A 16,701-nucleotide genomic window follows, 5' to 3' on the forward strand; every position below is an offset into this window, starting at 1 on the left:
TCTTAACATTACTAATTTAGCCTAAAGCTTATTGCCTAAAGCTTAAAGCATAAAAATAAAAAAAATGAAACTAAAAATATGCGGTATGAAATATCCCGACAATATACTCGAAACAGGAGCACTCCTGCCCGATTATATGGGATTTATTTTCTGGGAAAAATCCGCACGTTATTTTGACGGAACGATTCCGGAATTGATTCATACCATCAAGAAAACCGGTGTTTTTGTAGATGAAACGGTTGATAACGTACTATCAACAGCAGACAAATATCATTTACAGGCCGTTCAGTTACACGGAAAAGAAACCGTAGAATTTTGCCGGGAACTGAGAGCTAAGATCGATGCCAAAATTGATGTGACTATTGAAATCATAAAAACATTCTCGATAGATGAAAGTTTTGATTTTAAAGTTCTGACACCTTTTGAAAAGGTTTGCGATTATTTTCTGTTTGATACAAAAGGAAAATTACCGGGCGGAAACGGAACCACTTTTGACTGGAAAATATTAGAAAATTATAAATCTGAGAAACCAATCTTTTTGAGCGGTGGCATCGGAATTGAAGAAATACCTGCGATAAAGAACCTCAAAGTGCCTATTTATGCTATCGACGTAAACAGTAAATTTGAGACAGAACCAGGATTAAAAAATACAACTCTATTAAGAAAGTTTCAGAAAAATCTAAAACCTGCTACTTTAAACCCAAAACAACTATACAATGAATTATAATGTTAACGAAAAAGGATATTACGGAGAGTTCGGAGGAGCCTACATTCCCGAAATGCTTTATCCGAATGTAGAAGAATTACGTCAGAATTATCTAAAAATAACAAGCGAACCAGATTTTAAAGCAGAATTTGACCAATTACTTAGAGATTATGTAGGTCGTCCTAGTCCGCTTTATTTTGCAAAACGTTTGTCAGAGAAGTACAATACCAAAATTTATCTGAAAAGAGAAGATTTAAATCATACCGGAGCACACAAAGTCAATAATACTATTGGACAAATTCTGGTTGCCAAACGTCTGGGTAAAAAAAGAATTATCGCCGAAACTGGTGCCGGTCAGCATGGTGTTGCGACCGCTACGGTATGTGCTTTAATGGGGCTGGAATGTATCGTATATATGGGTGAAATTGACATTGCGCGTCAGGCACCAAACGTGGCACGTATGAAAATGTTAGGCGCTGAAGTCCGTCCGGCACTTTCAGGTTCCAAAACATTAAAAGATGCTACCAATGAAGCTATTCGTGATTGGATTAACAATCCCGTAGATACACATTATATCATAGGCTCAGCAATTGGACCACACCCCTATCCCGATATGGTTACCCGTTTTCAAAGTGTTATTTCAGAAGAAATCAAATGGCAGTTAAAAGCAAAAGAAGGACGTGAAAATCCTGATTATGTAGTGGCTTGTATTGGTGGAGGAAGTAATGCGGCCGGAACTTATTATCACTTTCTGCACGAACCTCAAGTGGGGATTATTGCGGTAGAAGCTGCCGGAAAAGGGGTTGACAGCGGTCACAGCGCCGCCACCAGTAAATTAGGAAAAATGGGGATTATTCACGGCTGTAAAACCCTTTTAATGCAAACTCCGGACGGACAAATCACCGAACCGTATTCTATTTCTGCCGGTCTTGATTATCCCGGAGTTGGTCCTATGCACGCACATCTGGCGCAAACCGGTCGCGGGGAATTCTTTTCTGTAACTGATGATGATGCAATGAATGCAGGTTTACAGCTGACCAAACTGGAAGGAATTATTCCGGCAATTGAAAGTGCACATGCTTTTGCTGTTTTAGATCAGAAGAAGTTCAAACCAAGCGATATCGTAGTGATCAGTCTTTCCGGTCGCGGAGATAAGGATTTAGATAATTATATTGAATATTTTAAATTGTAATAAAATAGCAACTATGGAAAAGTTATTCTCTTATGGAACATTGCGATCAAAAGAAATTCAAATGCGTCTTTTTAATAAGATACTGACCGGAACCCGAGATCAGCTTCACGGTCACAAACTAAAAAGTCTGCAAATCGAAGAAGAATTTGGAATGGCAGATTATGTTGTAGTCGTACCAAGCGCAACCTCTACGGATCCTATACACGGTATTGTTTTTGACGTCACAAATGCCGATTTGGCTAAAGTAGATCTATTCGAATCTAATGCGTATAAAAGAGTTCAGGTAACTTTGAATTCCGGAACAGTTGCCTGGATTTATATCGAAAACAAATAATTCTATACCATGATTCTGGCAGCAGCACAAACAAAACCATTCCGCGAGGATATTGATTCCAACTTATTAGAGCACTATCGTCTTATCGAACTAGCCGTTCAGAATGGAGCAAAATTAATTGCATTCCCTGAAATGTCAATCACAGGTTACGAAAGGGAGTACGCTCAAAAATTGGCTTTCCAAAAAGACGATTCGAGATTAGATCATTTAAGAAAATTAGCTGTAAAAAACAATATCGTCATCATTGCAGGAGCGCCAATCCAAATTGGATCAGCATTATTTATCGGCGAATTTATTATTGCTCCGGACAATTCTGTTTCGATATACACTAAGCAATTTTTGCATGAAGGAGAAGACGAATTTTTTCAATCTTCGTTTGATTATAATCCGATGATTGAAATTGAAAATCAGAAAATTTCATTTGCTATTTGTGCTGATATTGACCATCCGCTGCATCCACAAAATGCATGCAAGAGAGAAACAAATATTTATATTGCCAGTATTTTCTTTTCACCAAACGGGATTCCAAATGCTTACAGGCATTTACAAAATTATGCCGGGAAACATCAATTGAATGTGCTGATGTCTAATTTCAGTGGAGAATCATGGGGATCACCATCAGCCGGACAAAGTGCTTTCTGGAATAATAAAGGTGAACTTATCGGGCAGATGAACGATACAGATTCGGGAATATTATTAGTCGAAAAACTAAATGAGGATTGGACAAGTAAGATTTTAAAAAAATAAAAATAATGCCACAGATTTCAAAGATTCTAACAGATTAAATTATTAATAAAATGGTTGAAATCCTTTTAATCTGTGGCACAAAAAACATAATAAAATGAACAGAATAACTCAAAAATTACAAGAAGATAAAAAGATTCTTTCTATTTATTTCTCAGCGGGATATCCCAATTTGAATGATACCGTTCCCATCATTCAGGATTTAGAAAAAAATGGTGTTGATTTAATCGAAATTGGCTTGCCTTTTAGTGATCCTTTGGCTGATGGACCAACCATTCAGGCAAGTTCAACACAGGCACTTCACAATGGAATGACTACCCAAATTCTTTTCGATCAGTTGAAAAACATCCGCGAAAGCGTAAAAATTCCGTTAATTATTATGGGATACTTTAACCCGATGCTGCAATACGGAATCGAAGAATTTTGTAAAAAATGTGCCGAAATTGGTATCGACGGCTTAATTATTCCGGATTTACCAGTTGATGTTTACGCAGACGAATACAAAGTAATTTTCGAAAAATACGGTTTAATCAATGTCTTTCTGATTACCCCACAAACGTCAGAAGAGCGTATACGTTTTATCGACAGCGTTTCAAATGGATTCATTTATATGGTGAGTTCTGCCAGCGTAACGGGTTCTCAGGCCGGTTTCGGTTTCGGAAATACTCAGGAAAGTTACTTCGAAAGAATTGCCCAAATGGATCTTAAAAACCCACAAATCGTAGGTTTTGGAATTTCAAATAAAGAAACATTCAATCAGGCTACCAAATATGCCAAAGGTGCTATCATCGGAAGCGCGTTTATCAAACATTTGTCTGAGAATGGAAGCGGAAAAATTGCAGAATTTGTTGGAGAGATTAGATAATTAATTTTTCTACTAAAATATATAATACCGTCTGGTTTGTCATTTCTCCTTCGTCGAAATGACACTTGTAATTCGACAAAGATTGACTATTATGCATGAGGATTTCTTATGTGATTTCTCCCTTCGGTCGAAATGGCAAAAACCCATTAAAAGCTGAAAACAGGTCTGTTTTCAGCTTTTTTTATGCAAAATTATCAAGTCTAAACCGTGTTAATATTTTGTTAAAATAAAATTAAACAACTGTTTAATTTAAACACTTGTTTAATTTTGTACCCGATTAGAAACAATACCATGTCAGACTTCGAATTAAACGATAAAAAAATTCAAATTCTGGAAGTTGCTGAAAAGCTATTCTCAGAAAAAGGATTTGAAGGGACTTCGATACGGGATATCTCCAAACATGCAAAAATTAATATTGCAATGGTTTCGTATTACTTTGGCTCTAAAGAAAGACTACTGGAAGCCCTTATTATCTACAAAACTGCCGATTTAAAGCTTCAGCTTGAAAATTTATTACAGGAAAATATCGAACCTCTCGATAAAGTCAATAAATTAATCGAAATTTACATTACAAGAATCAGCTGTAACAAAGGGATTTTCAGAGTATTACACTTCGAGCTTAACTCTAAAAAAAGAGAAAAAAGTATGATCGCCTTCACAGAACTTAAAAAAGGAAATTTAAAATCGGTTGAAAGTATTATTGCACAGGGTCAGTCTAAAGGAGTTTTTAGAAAAGATGTAATTATTCCACTCATTACTCCTACCATTATTGGAACCTTTTTTCACTTTCATATGAATAGACCTTTTTTTGAGGAACTATTAAATTTAAAAACAGAAGAGATGTACAACGAGTACATCAAAAACAGTCTTACAAAGCACATTCAACAAACTATAAAAGCGCTACTTGTTTATGAAAATTAGTCAATTAATGCTCTTTGGGGTTTTCTTCATCGGAATTTCGTCAATAGAAGCACAAGAGAAAACAAGTTTAACCTTAGGCGAGGCCGTACAAATGGCCTGGGAAAAAAGTAACGAAGTTACACTTGCCAACTCTAAGGTAAACACAAAAAAATACGAATTAAAAAGCGTAAAAGACAATCAATACCCGGATATTAAAATTTCCGGTCAATACCAACGTCTTACGAAGGCATCGATTAGTATGCCAAATCAAAGTGAAAATGCCTCTATTGCATCTCCTGACAGAGCAATGTTTGGAATGGCAACTTTGAGCCTTCCTTTATTTTCAGGATTCAAAATTCAGAATAGTATTGAAGCTTACGATAACTTATACGAAGCGGAAAATGCTACAGCTGCCAAAACAAAAGAGGATGTTGCTTTAAAAGTAATTACCTATTATACTGCTTTGTATAAAGCTCAAAAAACATTAGATGTTTTAAATGAAAACCAAAAAAGTGCGAAACAACGTGTTACTGATTTTACAGAATTGGAGAAGAATGGAATTATTCCAAGAAATGATTTATTAAAGTCTCAATTACTGGTTTCAAAAACGCAATTATCTATTGATGAAGCGACTAATAATCTTAACAATATCAACTTCTATCTAACCACTTTATTAAAGTTAGACCCTAACACGAAACTGCAGGTTAATGAAGCTGATTTTTTCAACTTAAAAACAAGCAATGCACCAACATCAGATGCAATAGCTCTTGAAAACAGAAAAGATTTGGAAGCAATTCGTTTGCAGCAAAAAGCTACTGAGTCAAATATCAAAGTAGCAAAAGCAGCCTATTATCCAACATTAGCCTTACTTGGCGGTTATACAGCTCTGGACCTTAAAGACATTATAACGGTAAGATATGCTATGAACTTTGGATTAGGTTTAACTTATGACTTATCCGGAATTTACAAAAACAGTGCTCATGTACGAGTAGCGGAAAGTAAAGCTCTGGAGGTTAAAAATAGTGAAGCTGTAATGACGGACCGTATTAAAGTTGAAGTTCAAAAATCAATTGAAGATTATGATCTGGCAATCAATCAAAGTGTGGTTTACGATGAAGCTCTTCAACAAGCAAGTGAAAATTACAGACTTGTAAAAGATAAGTTTGACAATGGTTTATCAGATACTAATGATTTGGTTGAAGCTGACGTTGAACAATTAAGCGCTAAAATAAATACAGCACTATCAAAAGCTACTATCATTCAAAAATATTACGAATTACTTTCGGTATCCGGACAATTATCACAATCATTCAATCTTTCTAAAATATAATCGACAGCTCTCATGGAAAAGAAAAAAACAAATACTAAATTCATCATTATACTAGCCGTTTTGGTTTTAGTGGGCGGAACTTACGGAATAACTAAGTACATGCACTCTTTAGCTCACGAAGAAACGGACGATGCTCAAATCGAGAAAAAAATGAATCCGATTATTCCAAGAGTATCGGGATATATTAGTAAAGTATACGTAAAAGATAATGATTTTGTAAAAAAAGGGGATACTTTGTTTACGATTGATAAAAGAGATTATCAGTTAAAAATCGATGAGGCTAATGCTGCTTTATTAGGTGCTGAAGGACAATACGAAGCTGCAAAAGCTGATATCGGAAGTGCCAACGCAAGCATCTCTGTGTCGGATGCGCAAATGAAATCTGCAACAGGTTCTATCGAAAGCGCAAAAATCAGATTAAGACAAATTACAAACGACTACAACCGTTACAATAATTTATACAAAACACATACGATTACAAAACAACAATACGAACAGGCTCTATCTGCAAAAGAAGAAGCTGAAAACCAGGTACGTGTTTTGCAAGATCAACAACGAGCTAGTTCTTACCAAAAAACAGTAATTCAATCGAAATCAAAAGTTTCTGACAAACAAACTGAAGTAGCTTCCGCTAATATCAAAAAAGCGAAAACAATGTTAGACGTTGCTCATTTAAACCTTAGCTATACGGTTGTAACTGCTGCAATTGACGGTCAGGTTTCTAAAGTAGATATTCAACCGGGACAATTAGTTCAACCGGGACAATCTTTATTTTACATCATCAACAACAATGAAGCTTGGGTTGTGGCTAACTTTAAAGAAACACAATTGAACAAAATGGTTGCCGGACAAAAAGTAAGTCTAAAAGTTGATGCTTATCCAAACTATGAATTTAAAGGAACTGTAACTTCTTTTTCTCCTGCAACAGGATCACGTTTTTCTTTATTACCTCCTGATAATGCAACCGGTAACTTCGTAAAAACAATTCAAAGATTACCAGTAAAAATTAGTTTAGACGAATCAAACGATCCGGAGAAAGTAAAATTACTAAGACCAGGGATGAATGTTGATGTAGATGTACATTTAAAATAAAATAATGGCAGCAGTACAAGCAGACGAAGATTTAGTAGAATACGGATACAGACGGGTCATCATTACGATTACGGCAGTACTTTGTGCCTTGCTTGAAATTGTAGATACGACAATTGTAAACGTAGCACTAACAGACATGCGAGGTAGCCTTGGTGCTACTTTAACTGATGTTGCCTGGGTAATTACAGCATACGCCATTGCGAATGTGATTGTAATTCCGATGACGAGCTGGCTTTCGCAACAATTTGGAAGACGTAATTATTTTGTGGCTTCTATCATAATATTTACGGTCTGTTCCTTTTTATGCGGAAACGCAACCAACATATGGGAACTGGTAGCCTTTAGATTTGTTCAGGGTATGGGTGGAGGTGCCTTACTCGTAACCGCACAGACCATTATCACCGAAAGTTATCCTGTAGCAAAACGTGGAATGGCCCAGGCTATTTACGGAATGGGAGTAATTGTTGGACCAACTTTAGGACCGCCATTAGGAGGATATTTAGTAGACAACTACTCCTGGCCTTATATTTTTTACATTAATATTCCATTGGGGATCATCGCTACAATTTTAGCGTTAACGTTCGTAAGAAGCCCTAAATATGGAGAAAAATTAAAAGCCAATCAGGTTGACTGGTGGGGAATTATATTGCTTGCAGCCTTTATCGGGTCTTTACAATTCGTTCTGGAGCACGGGCAACAAGACGATTGGTTCAACGATTCAACTATTATAACTTTAAGTGTGGTTACGGTTTTAGGATTGGTCTTATTTATCTGGAGAGAGCTCACTTATAAACATCCAATCGTAAACTTAAGTGTTCTAAAGGACGGAAATCTTAGAATAGGAACCGTAATGTGTTTCATTCTTGGTTTCGGTCTGTACGGATCGACTTTAATTATCCCGATCTACACACAATCTATTTTAGGATGGACCGCAACAGATGCCGGATTATTATTGATTCCAGGGTCTATTACCACAGCAATCATGATGCCTTTTGTGGGGAACATGATTCAGAGAGGAGTTCCTCAGGGATATATGGTTGGAGTTGGATTTTTGGTATTCTTTTTCTTTACCTTTATGATGCAGACCCGTATGACTCCTGATACCGGAGTTGAACATATGTACTGGCCTTTAATTCTAAGAGGAATTGGTTTAGGATTACTTTTTGTCCCTATTACGACACTCTCTCTATCTACCTTAAAAGGAAAACATATTGGTGAAGGAGCTGCTTTTACCGGAATGATGAGACAATTAGGAGGTTCGTTTGGTATTGCCATTATCACCACGTTTATTACTCGTTTAGGACAGGAACACCGAGTGAACTTACTAACCAATTTAGATCCTGCAAAATATGAAGTACAGCAGCGTATTGCCGGAATGCAAAGAGCTTTTATGTCTAAAGGATATAGCGCAGACGTTGCACTGAAAAAAGCTTACCAAGCCATTGAATATTCTGTAATGAAACAAAGTACCGTAATGGCTTATATGGATATTTTCATGTATTTGGGAATTATGTTCTTATGCTGTATTCCAATTATTCTTTTAATCAAAAAAGGAAAAAACAAGATTAATCCTGCTGATGCAATGCATTAATAATAATTGATTTATAATACGTAAAAACGCCGAATTCAAAAATCGAATTCGGCGTTTTTCTTTTAAATATATTTGATCCATCATAAAGGGATTAAAATCCCTCCCTACAATATGATTCGAGCCTACTGCTCTTCAAAAAATCTCAGAAACTTAGCATCTTAGCCCCTCAGAACCTTTAAAAAAACCTATCTCGTAAACACCAAATGATTTCCTTTCGAAAGATTACCATCAAACTGATACCCTTCATAATTAAATCCTTTTAAGTCTTCAATAGTTTCAGCATTAGTATCAATAATATAACGCACCATCATCCCCCTTGCCTTTTTGGCAAAGAAACTGATCATTTTGAGTTTTCCGTCTTTATAATCTTTAAAGTCGGGTGTGATCACAGGAACTTTTAAAGCTTTCACATCTACTGCAGAGAAATACTCATTACTCGCTAAATTGACGAACAGCTCTCCCTTAGATAACTCTTTATTTAATGCTTTTGTCACAGTTGGTTTCCAAAACTCGTGCAGATTTTTATACTCCCCAACTGGCAATTTTGTTCCCATTTCCAGACGGTAAGCCTGCATTAAATCTAATGGTTTCAAAACTCCGTAAAGTCCCGACAGAATTCGAAGTTTGCTTTGAAGAACGTCCAGTTTCTCCACCGGAATAGAATAAGCATCTAAACCAGTATAAACGTCTCCATCAAAAGTATAGACCGCCGGACGGGCATTTTCAGGTGTAAATGGTGTTTTCCAATCCTGATTTCTTTTCCAGTTCAAATCTGATAGCTTAGCTGAAATCGACATTAATTCAGATAACTCAGCAGGTTTTTTAGTCTTTAAGATTTTATGAACTACACGTGCTTCTTTTAAAAAATGAGGTTCTGTATATTGAGTAGTAGGTAATTCTTTTTCGAAATTCAATGACTTTGCAGGCGATATAACAATTTTCATGTGTACATTTTTATATACTCCAAAAATACAAATTGAAATTTTAAAAATAACAGATCTGAATTGATTTGTTCAATCGCATTATAAAGGTTCCTTTTCGCCACAGATTAAAAGGATTTTTTGCAGTTTTTTAATCCTTCTAATCCTTTTAATCTGTGGCGAAATAAAATCGCAAAATTCGCGAAATTCGTGACAAACCAGTTTTCCTCTTTTCCATTTCAACAAAAATTGATGCTTAAAACCACGAATTTCTTCAAAAAAGTGAGCAATAGATTGTATTAGGCATTTTCTATGTTGTAAATTTGCAGTCGTTCATTCTCTTCTTGAATAAACAGATATTTAAAATTAGTGAATTCGTGGCTATACAAACAAATTATAAAACTGCTTTACAACATAAAATCTTCGATATCATTTCGAAGGCATCCCGGGAACTCAACGTTGACAGTTACGTCATCGGAGGTTTTGTTCGGGATTTACTTTTAAACAGAGGTTCTAAAAAAGATATTGATGTTGTTGCTGTAGGCAGCGGTATCGAATTGGCACTTAAAGTTTCTGATTTACTTCCTAATAAACCAAAAGTTCAGGTTTTTAAAACTTATGGAACTGCCATGCTTCGTTTTGAAGATACCGATATTGAATTTGTCGGAGCAAGAAAAGAATCTTACAGTTCAGACAGCCGAAATCCAGTAGTGGAGAACGGAACCCTGGAAGACGATCAAAACCGTCGTGATTTTACGATTAATGCTTTGGCTTTATCATTAAACGAAGAAAACTTCGGAGATCTTTCTGATCCTTTTAATGGTTTGTCCGATTTAGAGAACAAAATCATCAAAACCCCTTTAGATCCGGACATCACTTATTCTGATGATCCACTGCGCATGCTGCGTGCGATTCGTTTTGCCACACAATTGAATTTCGAAATAGAAGAAAATTCATTAAATGCCATCACAAAAAATGCCGATCGCATTAAAATTATTTCAGGTGAAAGAATTGTTGACGAATTAAACAAAATCCTCTCCACTCCTAAACCTTCTACCGGCTTTTTACTATTATACAAAACGGGACTTTTAGATTTAATTTTACCTGAATTAACGGCATTAAATCAGGTCGAAGAAATTGAAGGTCATACTCATAAAAACAACTTTTATCACACATTGGAAGTGGTCGACAATATTTGCCCGAATACAGACGACGTATGGTTACGCTGGGCAGCTTTATTGCACGATATTGGAAAAGCACCCACAAAACGTTTCAATAAAAAACAGGGCTGGACTTTTCACGGGCATGAGTTTTTAGGCGGGAAGATGACTAAAAAGATTTTCGAACGTCTGCACATGCCGTTGAATCACAAAATGAAATTTGTGCAAAAAATGGTTATCATGAGTTCACGTCCTATTGTTTTGGCTGACGACATCGTAACCGATAGTGCAGTGCGTCGTTTGGTTTTTGATGCCGGTGAGGATGTCGAAAATCTAATGACTTTGTGTGAGGCAGATATCACCACCAAAAATCCGTCAAAGTTTAAAAAATACCATAAAAACTTCGAAATCGTCCGCAAGAAAATCGTTGAAGTCGAAGAGCGCGACCATGTTCGTAATTTTCAGCCGCCCATTTCGGGTGAAGAAATTATGGAAATCTTTGATTTGAAGCCTTCAAGAGAAATCGGAATTTTGAAAGAAGCTGTAAAAGAAGCAATTCTCGAAGGTGACATTCCAAATGAATATCAGGCTGCTTATGATTTTGTGATTAAAAGAGCCGAAAAATTAGGCTTAAAAAAAGTATAAAGAATTAAGTATTATTTTATAAAATGAAAAAAGAAAATAAATCAGTAATCATCTGGTTGCTATCAGGTTGTGTTTTGTTATTTTTAATGGTTGTCGTTGGCGGAATTACCCGTCTGACCAATTCAGGTTTATCCATGACCGACTGGCATTTGGTAACAGATACTTTTCCTCCACTGACAGAAGCAAAATGGAATGAAGCATTTGAACAATACAAGAAATTCCCAGAATACCAAAAAATTAATATTCACAACGATTTTCAGCTTTCAGATTATAAATTTATTTATTTCTGGGAATGGTTTCACCGCTTTATCGGTCGTATTATCGGACTGGTTTTCTTTGTCCCTTTTGTTTATTTCCTGATTCGAAAAAAACTCGATCGTCCAACCATAAACAAATGTATCGTCCTTTTGGCAATGGGAGGTTTTCAGGGGTTCTTAGGCTGGTTTATGGTTCGCAGCGGATTAATCGACAATCCGGATGTTAGTCATTTCAGACTTTCTCTTCATCTTACTTTTGCCTTTATTACTTTTGCTTATACACTTTGGGTTGCCCTAGATTTAATTTATCCGGAACGCAATATTTACAAAATAATTCCGCTTCGTAATATCGCAAGAATAGCTCTTGTCGCTTTACTGATTCAAATTATTTACGGCGGATTTGTAGCCGGTCTTAATGCCGGTTTAATACACAATCACTGGCCTTTGATGAGTGACGGACAATTTATTCACGATTCGGTTTTTATTGAACAATCTACTTTGGTTAAAAACTTAATCGAAGGAAAAAGCGGAGTTCAGTTTGTACACAGAACTTTTGCTTATGTAGTAGTGGCTCTTATTCTTTTCTTATATTACAAAGGAACTCAATTTTCTCTTACCAGAAATCAATCTAAGGGAATCAACGTTCTTCTTGTTTTTGTTTTCATTCAATTTTTACTGGGCGTTTTTACACTTTTATACAGCGTTCCTTTAGCTTTAGGATTAATTCATCAAATTATGGCCTTTTTCCTTTTGAGTGCCATGACCTACACTTTGCACCGATTGAGTAAATAATAACTTAAATTATATAGAAAGAGCTGGAAAATTCCAGCTCTTTTTTATTTAAGGATATGGCCCGAGCCCACGGCTCTCCATATTTGATAAACTTTTTTTTAAGCGGATTAAAATCCGCTCCTACAAAATGCGTCGAGCCAATGGCTCTCTCTTAATCATTGAAGCTGTTCAGGCACATTATAAAATTCCGAAGGAATGACAAATATTGTAGCAATGGATTTTAATCCATTGAAAAATAAATTCAACCCGCAAAAAAGTTCCGTAGGAACGATACATTTATTAAATAAGTTTACCCCAGCCAGTTTTTAAAGTCCTGCACTTTCTCACGGCTCACAATTACCTCATCCTCTTTATAAGTTGGCAAAATTATCTTTAACCGTGAATTGGTATAAACCTGAATTTCTTTTATCGCCGTAAGCGGAACAATGAATTTTCGGCTAACGCGAAAGAAATCTTTTTTATCGATTTCCTGCTCCAGGATTTCTAAAGTCGAATCGATTAAATAATTTCTATTATCAAAAGTATGAATGTAGGTTCCTTTATTTTCACTAAAGAAACACTCGATTTCGTCTGTTGTAATGACCTTTAAATGCTGTCCGATTTTAACTGTAAATCGTTTTTTATAATTCTTTTCAAAAGGGTTCGACAACATTTGGCGAATTTGTTCAAAATCAAGTTGCAAATTTGAATTTTCTGAACTTGTTTTTGGCAATCTGGTTTTGAATTTCGCAACAGCAACCTCGAGATCATCTTCGTCAATAGGTTTTAAAAGATAATCGATACTGTTTAATTTGAATGCTTTTAAAGCGTATTCATCATAAGCCGTGGTAAAAATAATGGCACTCTGAATATTTATTTTTTCGAAAATTTCAAACGATAAACCATCAGACAATTGAATATCCAGAAATATGAGATCCGGATGTTCATTATTTTCAAACCAATAAACGGATTCTTCAACAGAATGTAACATGGTCTTTACAGCAATATCTAACTTTTCGAGTTTTCGTTGTAGTAATCTTGCTGCCGGTTTTTCGTCTTCTATAATTAATGTGGTCATTTCGTAAGATGCAAAAATTAAAAATTCAGTTTAAAATTACTTCCATTTATTTTTATTTTCAGCCTCTTTCTTCATTATTTTTTGAATTTTCTTTTGCTCCCAATCTCTATTAAAAAAAACATCAGGGCCAAAAACGGAAATTCCATGAATCACTAAAGCAATTCCCCAAAAAAATGCAGTCGAATAAATTTCCCAATCACGGAATCCTCTAATGACAAAATGATCACCTATATAACTTTGATTCAGACTTGAAACAATGATGATAATGTTCACCAATATATAAACTCTTAAATGCGAATAAAAGCCTTTAATTCTTTTTACTTTTTTGTATGCCAAATTGAAACTTTCGTCTGTACTAAACTCATGCGAATACTCTTCGTACATCTGTCTTCTAAACTGTCCCATATTATTTTGATTTAAAAATTATTGCCATTTTGTGTTATTGTTCTGTGCCTCTCTCTCCATATATTTTTGGATCTTTTTTTGTTCCCATTCACTGCTAAAAAAAATATCAGGACCAAACACGGTAAAAGCATGAATGACTAAAGCTACTCCCCAGCATATGGCTGTTGAATAAGTACGCCAGTCTAACAATCCATTTTCATAAACACTATGGCTGAAATAATCTCTGTTTAAATTAGAAACTATAATGATGGCATTCACAATCAAATACACTTTTAAGTGTGTGTAAAAGCCTTTGATTTTTTTCACTTTTCTGTACGCTAAATTATAGCTTTCGTCTGTACTAATTTCATCTCTGTAAACTTCGTACCTGTCTCTTCTATATCGTCTCATTTTACTTTAATTATTGCCATTTATTTTTATTTTCTCTCTCTTTTTCCATCAGTTCTTTGATCTTTTTCTCTTCCCAGTCTTTTCCAAGAACCGGAAACACTTTAAAGACTTTTAAACCGTGAAAAACCACTCCGACTCCCCACCACATTAAGGGCCAGTAAAACCATAAATGCCTTGGTGATGCATAAAGATTGATAAAAATCAGAACAAGATTTACAATAACGTATGCCGTTAAATTGCCATAGAAACCTTTGATTTCCTCCACTCTCTTTTTTGCGAGGTAATATTTATCCTCTTCATTCAAATTTACTTCCATGACTACTCCCATTTTTGTTTTTTTTCTTTTTTCTCTAAGATGCTCTTCATTTTACGCTCTTCCCATTCTTCTCCAAAAATTTTAAAAGAAGCGAATATATCTATCGCCGATACTACAAAAGCAGTGGTCCAGATACACATGACAAATCCGTTCAGATATTGTACAGGAAAAATATTAAGCGGAAGTCCAAAATAATCTTTTAAAATATAAAGTATAAGACCCGCACTGTAGAAAATCACATGGGTGTAAAAAGCCTTTAACTTCACCACCTTTTTACTTGCCATCTTTTGAAGTTCGAAATCTTCCTGTTCCTTATTAAAATTAGTTTCCATAATTATTCTCAGGTTTTCTTAATTTTTCTTTTTCCAAAATTTCTTTGATTTTCTTCTCTTCCCAATCTTTACTGAAAAAAGGCGGGATATCAAATACTGTCAGTCCATGAATGACTACTCCTACTCCCCAACCCAAAACGCACCAAACAAACCATAAATATTCAGGCGAGGTTATAAGATTTACAGCTATCACAATAATGTTTACCAGAATGAAAACTGCCAGGTGCTCGTAAAACTCTCTAATTTCTTTTACTTTTTTCTTGGCCTGATAAAAACGTTCTGCTTCTATAAAATCCTTTTCCATGGCTACTTCCAGTTTTTTTGTTTGTTTTCGCGTTCCAGAATCTCTCTTATTTTTCGTTCTTCCCAATCTGAGCTGTACCCAAATACTTTAAAAGCATGCATGACAACTCCAAACCCCCAGCCTAAAGCCGAGAACCAAAACCACTGAAATCCAGGAGAATACCTCAAATTTATAAAAATTAAAAATGGTACCACACAACAATATGAAATTACGTTACCGTAAAAACCTTTTAGTTCCTCTACTCTTTTCTTAGCTCTGAAATAAGCTTTATTTTCGTCGCTATATTCTGCACTTGTTTCCATAACTGTAATTTGTTTGGTTAAAATTGGAATTTTAACGGTGAAATTTTCTTCATTTTGTTCAATCAGAACCTTTCTGTTGGTTACAATTGAATATCGGTTAACAATGTTCTGCAACCCTACTCCCTGCCTGTCCTGTAACACTTCTTTCTTCTGAAAATCATTTTGTATCGCCAGATAATCTCCTTCCACAAAAATCCTGATATGCAACGGTTTTTGTTCGCTAACGATATTGTGTTTTACCGTATTCTCTAATAAAAGCTGCAAGGATAGCGGAACTACTTTTGCATCGGGATTAATATTTGTCGTTGGTAATTCATAGAACAAACTGTTCTCGAATCGCATTTTAAGCAAATTCATATAGGTTTTAGCAAACGACAGTTCATCTTCAACAGAAACCAGCTCCTTGTCTTTTTGCTCTAAAACGTAGCGATAGATTTTAGACAAAGAGGTCGTAAATCGTTGTGCATTATCCGGATTTTCTTCAATTAAAGAACTAAGAACGTTTAAACTGTTAAAAAGAAAATGTGGGTCTATTTGATTTTTTAAACTTTCAAATTTAGCATTAGCCGTTCCTGCAATAATTTTTTGCTGTGTTACCTCAAATTTGGATGCCTGTTTCCACTTCACCATAAAGCTTCGGGCCTGCATGAAAGTTGACACTCCGAGAGACAGAATCACATAAAATAGGTGAGCCCAAATCATCCTTTCACTAAAAAACTGATCCGGCGGAAGATGTTGAACGAATACACAAACAACGTAATTGATTCCCAAAACAACCGGAACGGTATACAATATAGTGATCAAAATTCCGTAGTACACCCTTAGGTTTGTTTGTTCCAGCCAATCCCACTTTTTATCTAAAAGAACGTTAATAAATCCGTTACCAAAGCCCAATCCAAAAGAGTAAAGGCAGCTTATCCCAAAGGTTAGCAATACATTTTCAACATTTAAATCGGTACCTAAAAAAGCGCAGAACAAAACGGTAAAGACCATAGAAATCTTGAAACACATAAGGGTTCCACTTTTTAATTCAGCAAACGAGTTTCTATGATCTTTCATTCTATTCT

The 16,701-nt window shown here is 35.4% G+C and carries 19 protein-coding genes; 11 read left to right on the forward strand and 8 right to left on the reverse strand.

Annotated features, from left to right (window positions below; all coding sequences use genetic code 11):
- The first annotated feature begins 64 nt into the window (after positions 1 to 64).
- The 9 genes from B0A80_RS03465 to B0A80_RS03505 all read left to right on the forward strand — a co-directional run bounded on the left by B0A80_RS03465 (position 65) and on the right by B0A80_RS03505 (position 8,754).
- Entirely contained in the window at positions 65 to 727 is a 663-nt protein-coding gene (locus B0A80_RS03465) for a phosphoribosylanthranilate isomerase (RefSeq protein ID WP_089076429.1), read from the forward strand.
- On the forward strand, positions 717 to 1,898 hold the full coding sequence (gene trpB, locus B0A80_RS03470; RefSeq protein ID WP_089076430.1) for a tryptophan synthase subunit beta: 1,182 nt from the start codon (positions 717 to 719) through the stop codon (positions 1,896 to 1,898). The genes B0A80_RS03465 and trpB overlap by 11 nt, the downstream gene beginning before the upstream one ends.
- Positions 1,899 to 1,911: 13 nt before the next feature.
- Positions 1,912 to 2,232: a gamma-glutamylcyclotransferase family protein gene (locus B0A80_RS03475; protein ID WP_089076431.1), complete on the forward strand. Its 321-nt coding sequence runs from the start codon at positions 1,912 to 1,914 to the stop codon at positions 2,230 to 2,232.
- A gap of 9 nt (positions 2,233 to 2,241) precedes the next feature.
- A complete protein-coding gene (locus B0A80_RS03480) occupies positions 2,242 to 2,979 on the forward strand; it encodes a carbon-nitrogen hydrolase family protein (RefSeq protein WP_089076432.1) in 738 nt (245 codons plus the stop codon).
- 94 nt (positions 2,980 to 3,073) lie between these two features.
- On the forward strand, positions 3,074 to 3,841 hold the full coding sequence (gene trpA, locus B0A80_RS03485; protein ID WP_089076433.1) for a tryptophan synthase subunit alpha: 768 nt from the start codon (positions 3,074 to 3,076) through the stop codon (positions 3,839 to 3,841).
- Between the two features lie 291 nt (positions 3,842 to 4,132).
- Positions 4,133 to 4,762 carry a TetR/AcrR family transcriptional regulator gene (locus B0A80_RS03490; RefSeq protein WP_070907412.1) on the forward strand — a complete coding sequence of 210 codons (630 nt, stop codon included), beginning with the start codon at positions 4,133 to 4,135 and terminating at the stop codon, positions 4,760 to 4,762.
- A complete protein-coding gene (locus B0A80_RS03495) occupies positions 4,752 to 6,071 on the forward strand; it encodes a TolC family protein (protein ID WP_017495250.1) in 1,320 nt (439 codons plus the stop codon). The genes B0A80_RS03490 and B0A80_RS03495 overlap by 11 nt, the downstream gene beginning before the upstream one ends.
- Positions 6,072 to 6,083: 12 nt before the next feature.
- Positions 6,084 to 7,163, forward strand: coding sequence for an HlyD family secretion protein (locus B0A80_RS03500; RefSeq protein ID WP_089076434.1), 1,080 nt, complete (start codon positions 6,084 to 6,086; stop codon positions 7,161 to 7,163).
- Positions 7,164 to 7,167: 4 nt separating this feature from the next.
- Complete coding sequence (locus tag B0A80_RS03505; protein ID WP_017495248.1) at positions 7,168 to 8,754, forward strand: MDR family MFS transporter; 1,587 nt, start codon at positions 7,168 to 7,170, stop codon at positions 8,752 to 8,754.
- A 185-nt stretch (positions 8,755 to 8,939) separates the two neighbouring features.
- Here the strand turns inward: B0A80_RS03505 and yaaA are convergent, their stop codons facing one another.
- Positions 8,940 to 9,698, reverse strand: a complete 759-nt coding sequence (gene yaaA / locus B0A80_RS03510) for a peroxide stress protein YaaA (protein WP_089076435.1) — start codon at positions 9,696 to 9,698, stop codon at positions 8,940 to 8,942.
- A 353-nt stretch (positions 9,699 to 10,051) separates the two neighbouring features.
- On the opposite strand from yaaA, the gene B0A80_RS03515 reads away from it, so the two are divergent.
- Both B0A80_RS03515 and B0A80_RS03520 read left to right on the forward strand, forming a co-directional pair.
- Positions 10,052 to 11,479, forward strand: a complete 1,428-nt coding sequence (locus B0A80_RS03515; protein WP_165769216.1) for a CCA tRNA nucleotidyltransferase — start codon at positions 10,052 to 10,054, stop codon at positions 11,477 to 11,479.
- A 23-nt stretch (positions 11,480 to 11,502) separates the two neighbouring features.
- Positions 11,503 to 12,528, forward strand: a complete 1,026-nt coding sequence (locus B0A80_RS03520) for a COX15/CtaA family protein (protein ID WP_089076436.1) — start codon at positions 11,503 to 11,505, stop codon at positions 12,526 to 12,528.
- 289 nt (positions 12,529 to 12,817) lie between these two features.
- Here B0A80_RS03520 and B0A80_RS03525 read toward each other — a convergent pair whose 3' ends face one another.
- Genes B0A80_RS03525 through B0A80_RS03555 form a run of 7 tightly spaced genes read right to left on the reverse strand, consistent with a single transcriptional unit; the run spans position 12,818 to position 16,693 of the window.
- On the reverse strand, positions 12,818 to 13,585 hold the full coding sequence (locus tag B0A80_RS03525; protein ID WP_089076437.1) for a LytR/AlgR family response regulator transcription factor: 768 nt from the start codon (positions 13,583 to 13,585) through the stop codon (positions 12,818 to 12,820).
- A 36-nt stretch (positions 13,586 to 13,621) separates the two neighbouring features.
- Positions 13,622 to 13,990 (reverse strand): 2TM domain-containing protein, encoded by a 369-nt coding sequence (locus B0A80_RS03530; protein ID WP_017495242.1) that lies wholly within the window; start codon positions 13,988 to 13,990, stop codon positions 13,622 to 13,624.
- 18 nt (positions 13,991 to 14,008) lie between these two features.
- Positions 14,009 to 14,380 (reverse strand): 2TM domain-containing protein, encoded by a 372-nt coding sequence (locus tag B0A80_RS03535; protein ID WP_089076438.1) that lies wholly within the window; start codon positions 14,378 to 14,380, stop codon positions 14,009 to 14,011.
- A 10-nt stretch (positions 14,381 to 14,390) separates the two neighbouring features.
- Positions 14,391 to 14,696 carry a 2TM domain-containing protein gene (locus B0A80_RS03540; protein WP_233430704.1) on the reverse strand — a complete coding sequence of 102 codons (306 nt, stop codon included), beginning with the start codon at positions 14,694 to 14,696 and terminating at the stop codon, positions 14,391 to 14,393.
- Between the two features lie 2 nt (positions 14,697 to 14,698).
- Positions 14,699 to 15,028: a 2TM domain-containing protein gene (locus B0A80_RS03545; RefSeq protein WP_089076440.1), complete on the reverse strand. Its 330-nt coding sequence runs from the start codon at positions 15,026 to 15,028 to the stop codon at positions 14,699 to 14,701.
- Positions 15,018 to 15,332 (reverse strand): 2TM domain-containing protein, encoded by a 315-nt coding sequence (locus B0A80_RS03550; RefSeq protein WP_070907421.1) that lies wholly within the window; start codon positions 15,330 to 15,332, stop codon positions 15,018 to 15,020. Before B0A80_RS03550 ends, B0A80_RS03545 begins: the two co-directional genes overlap by 11 nt.
- Before the next feature lie 2 nt (positions 15,333 to 15,334).
- A complete protein-coding gene (locus B0A80_RS03555) occupies positions 15,335 to 16,693 on the reverse strand; it encodes a 2TM domain-containing protein (RefSeq protein ID WP_070907422.1) in 1,359 nt (452 codons plus the stop codon).
- Positions 16,694 to 16,701 lie beyond the last annotated feature (8 nt).

This window comes from Flavobacterium tructae, from assembly GCF_002217475.1.
GTDB lineage: Bacteria > Bacteroidota > Bacteroidia > Flavobacteriales > Flavobacteriaceae > Flavobacterium > Flavobacterium tructae.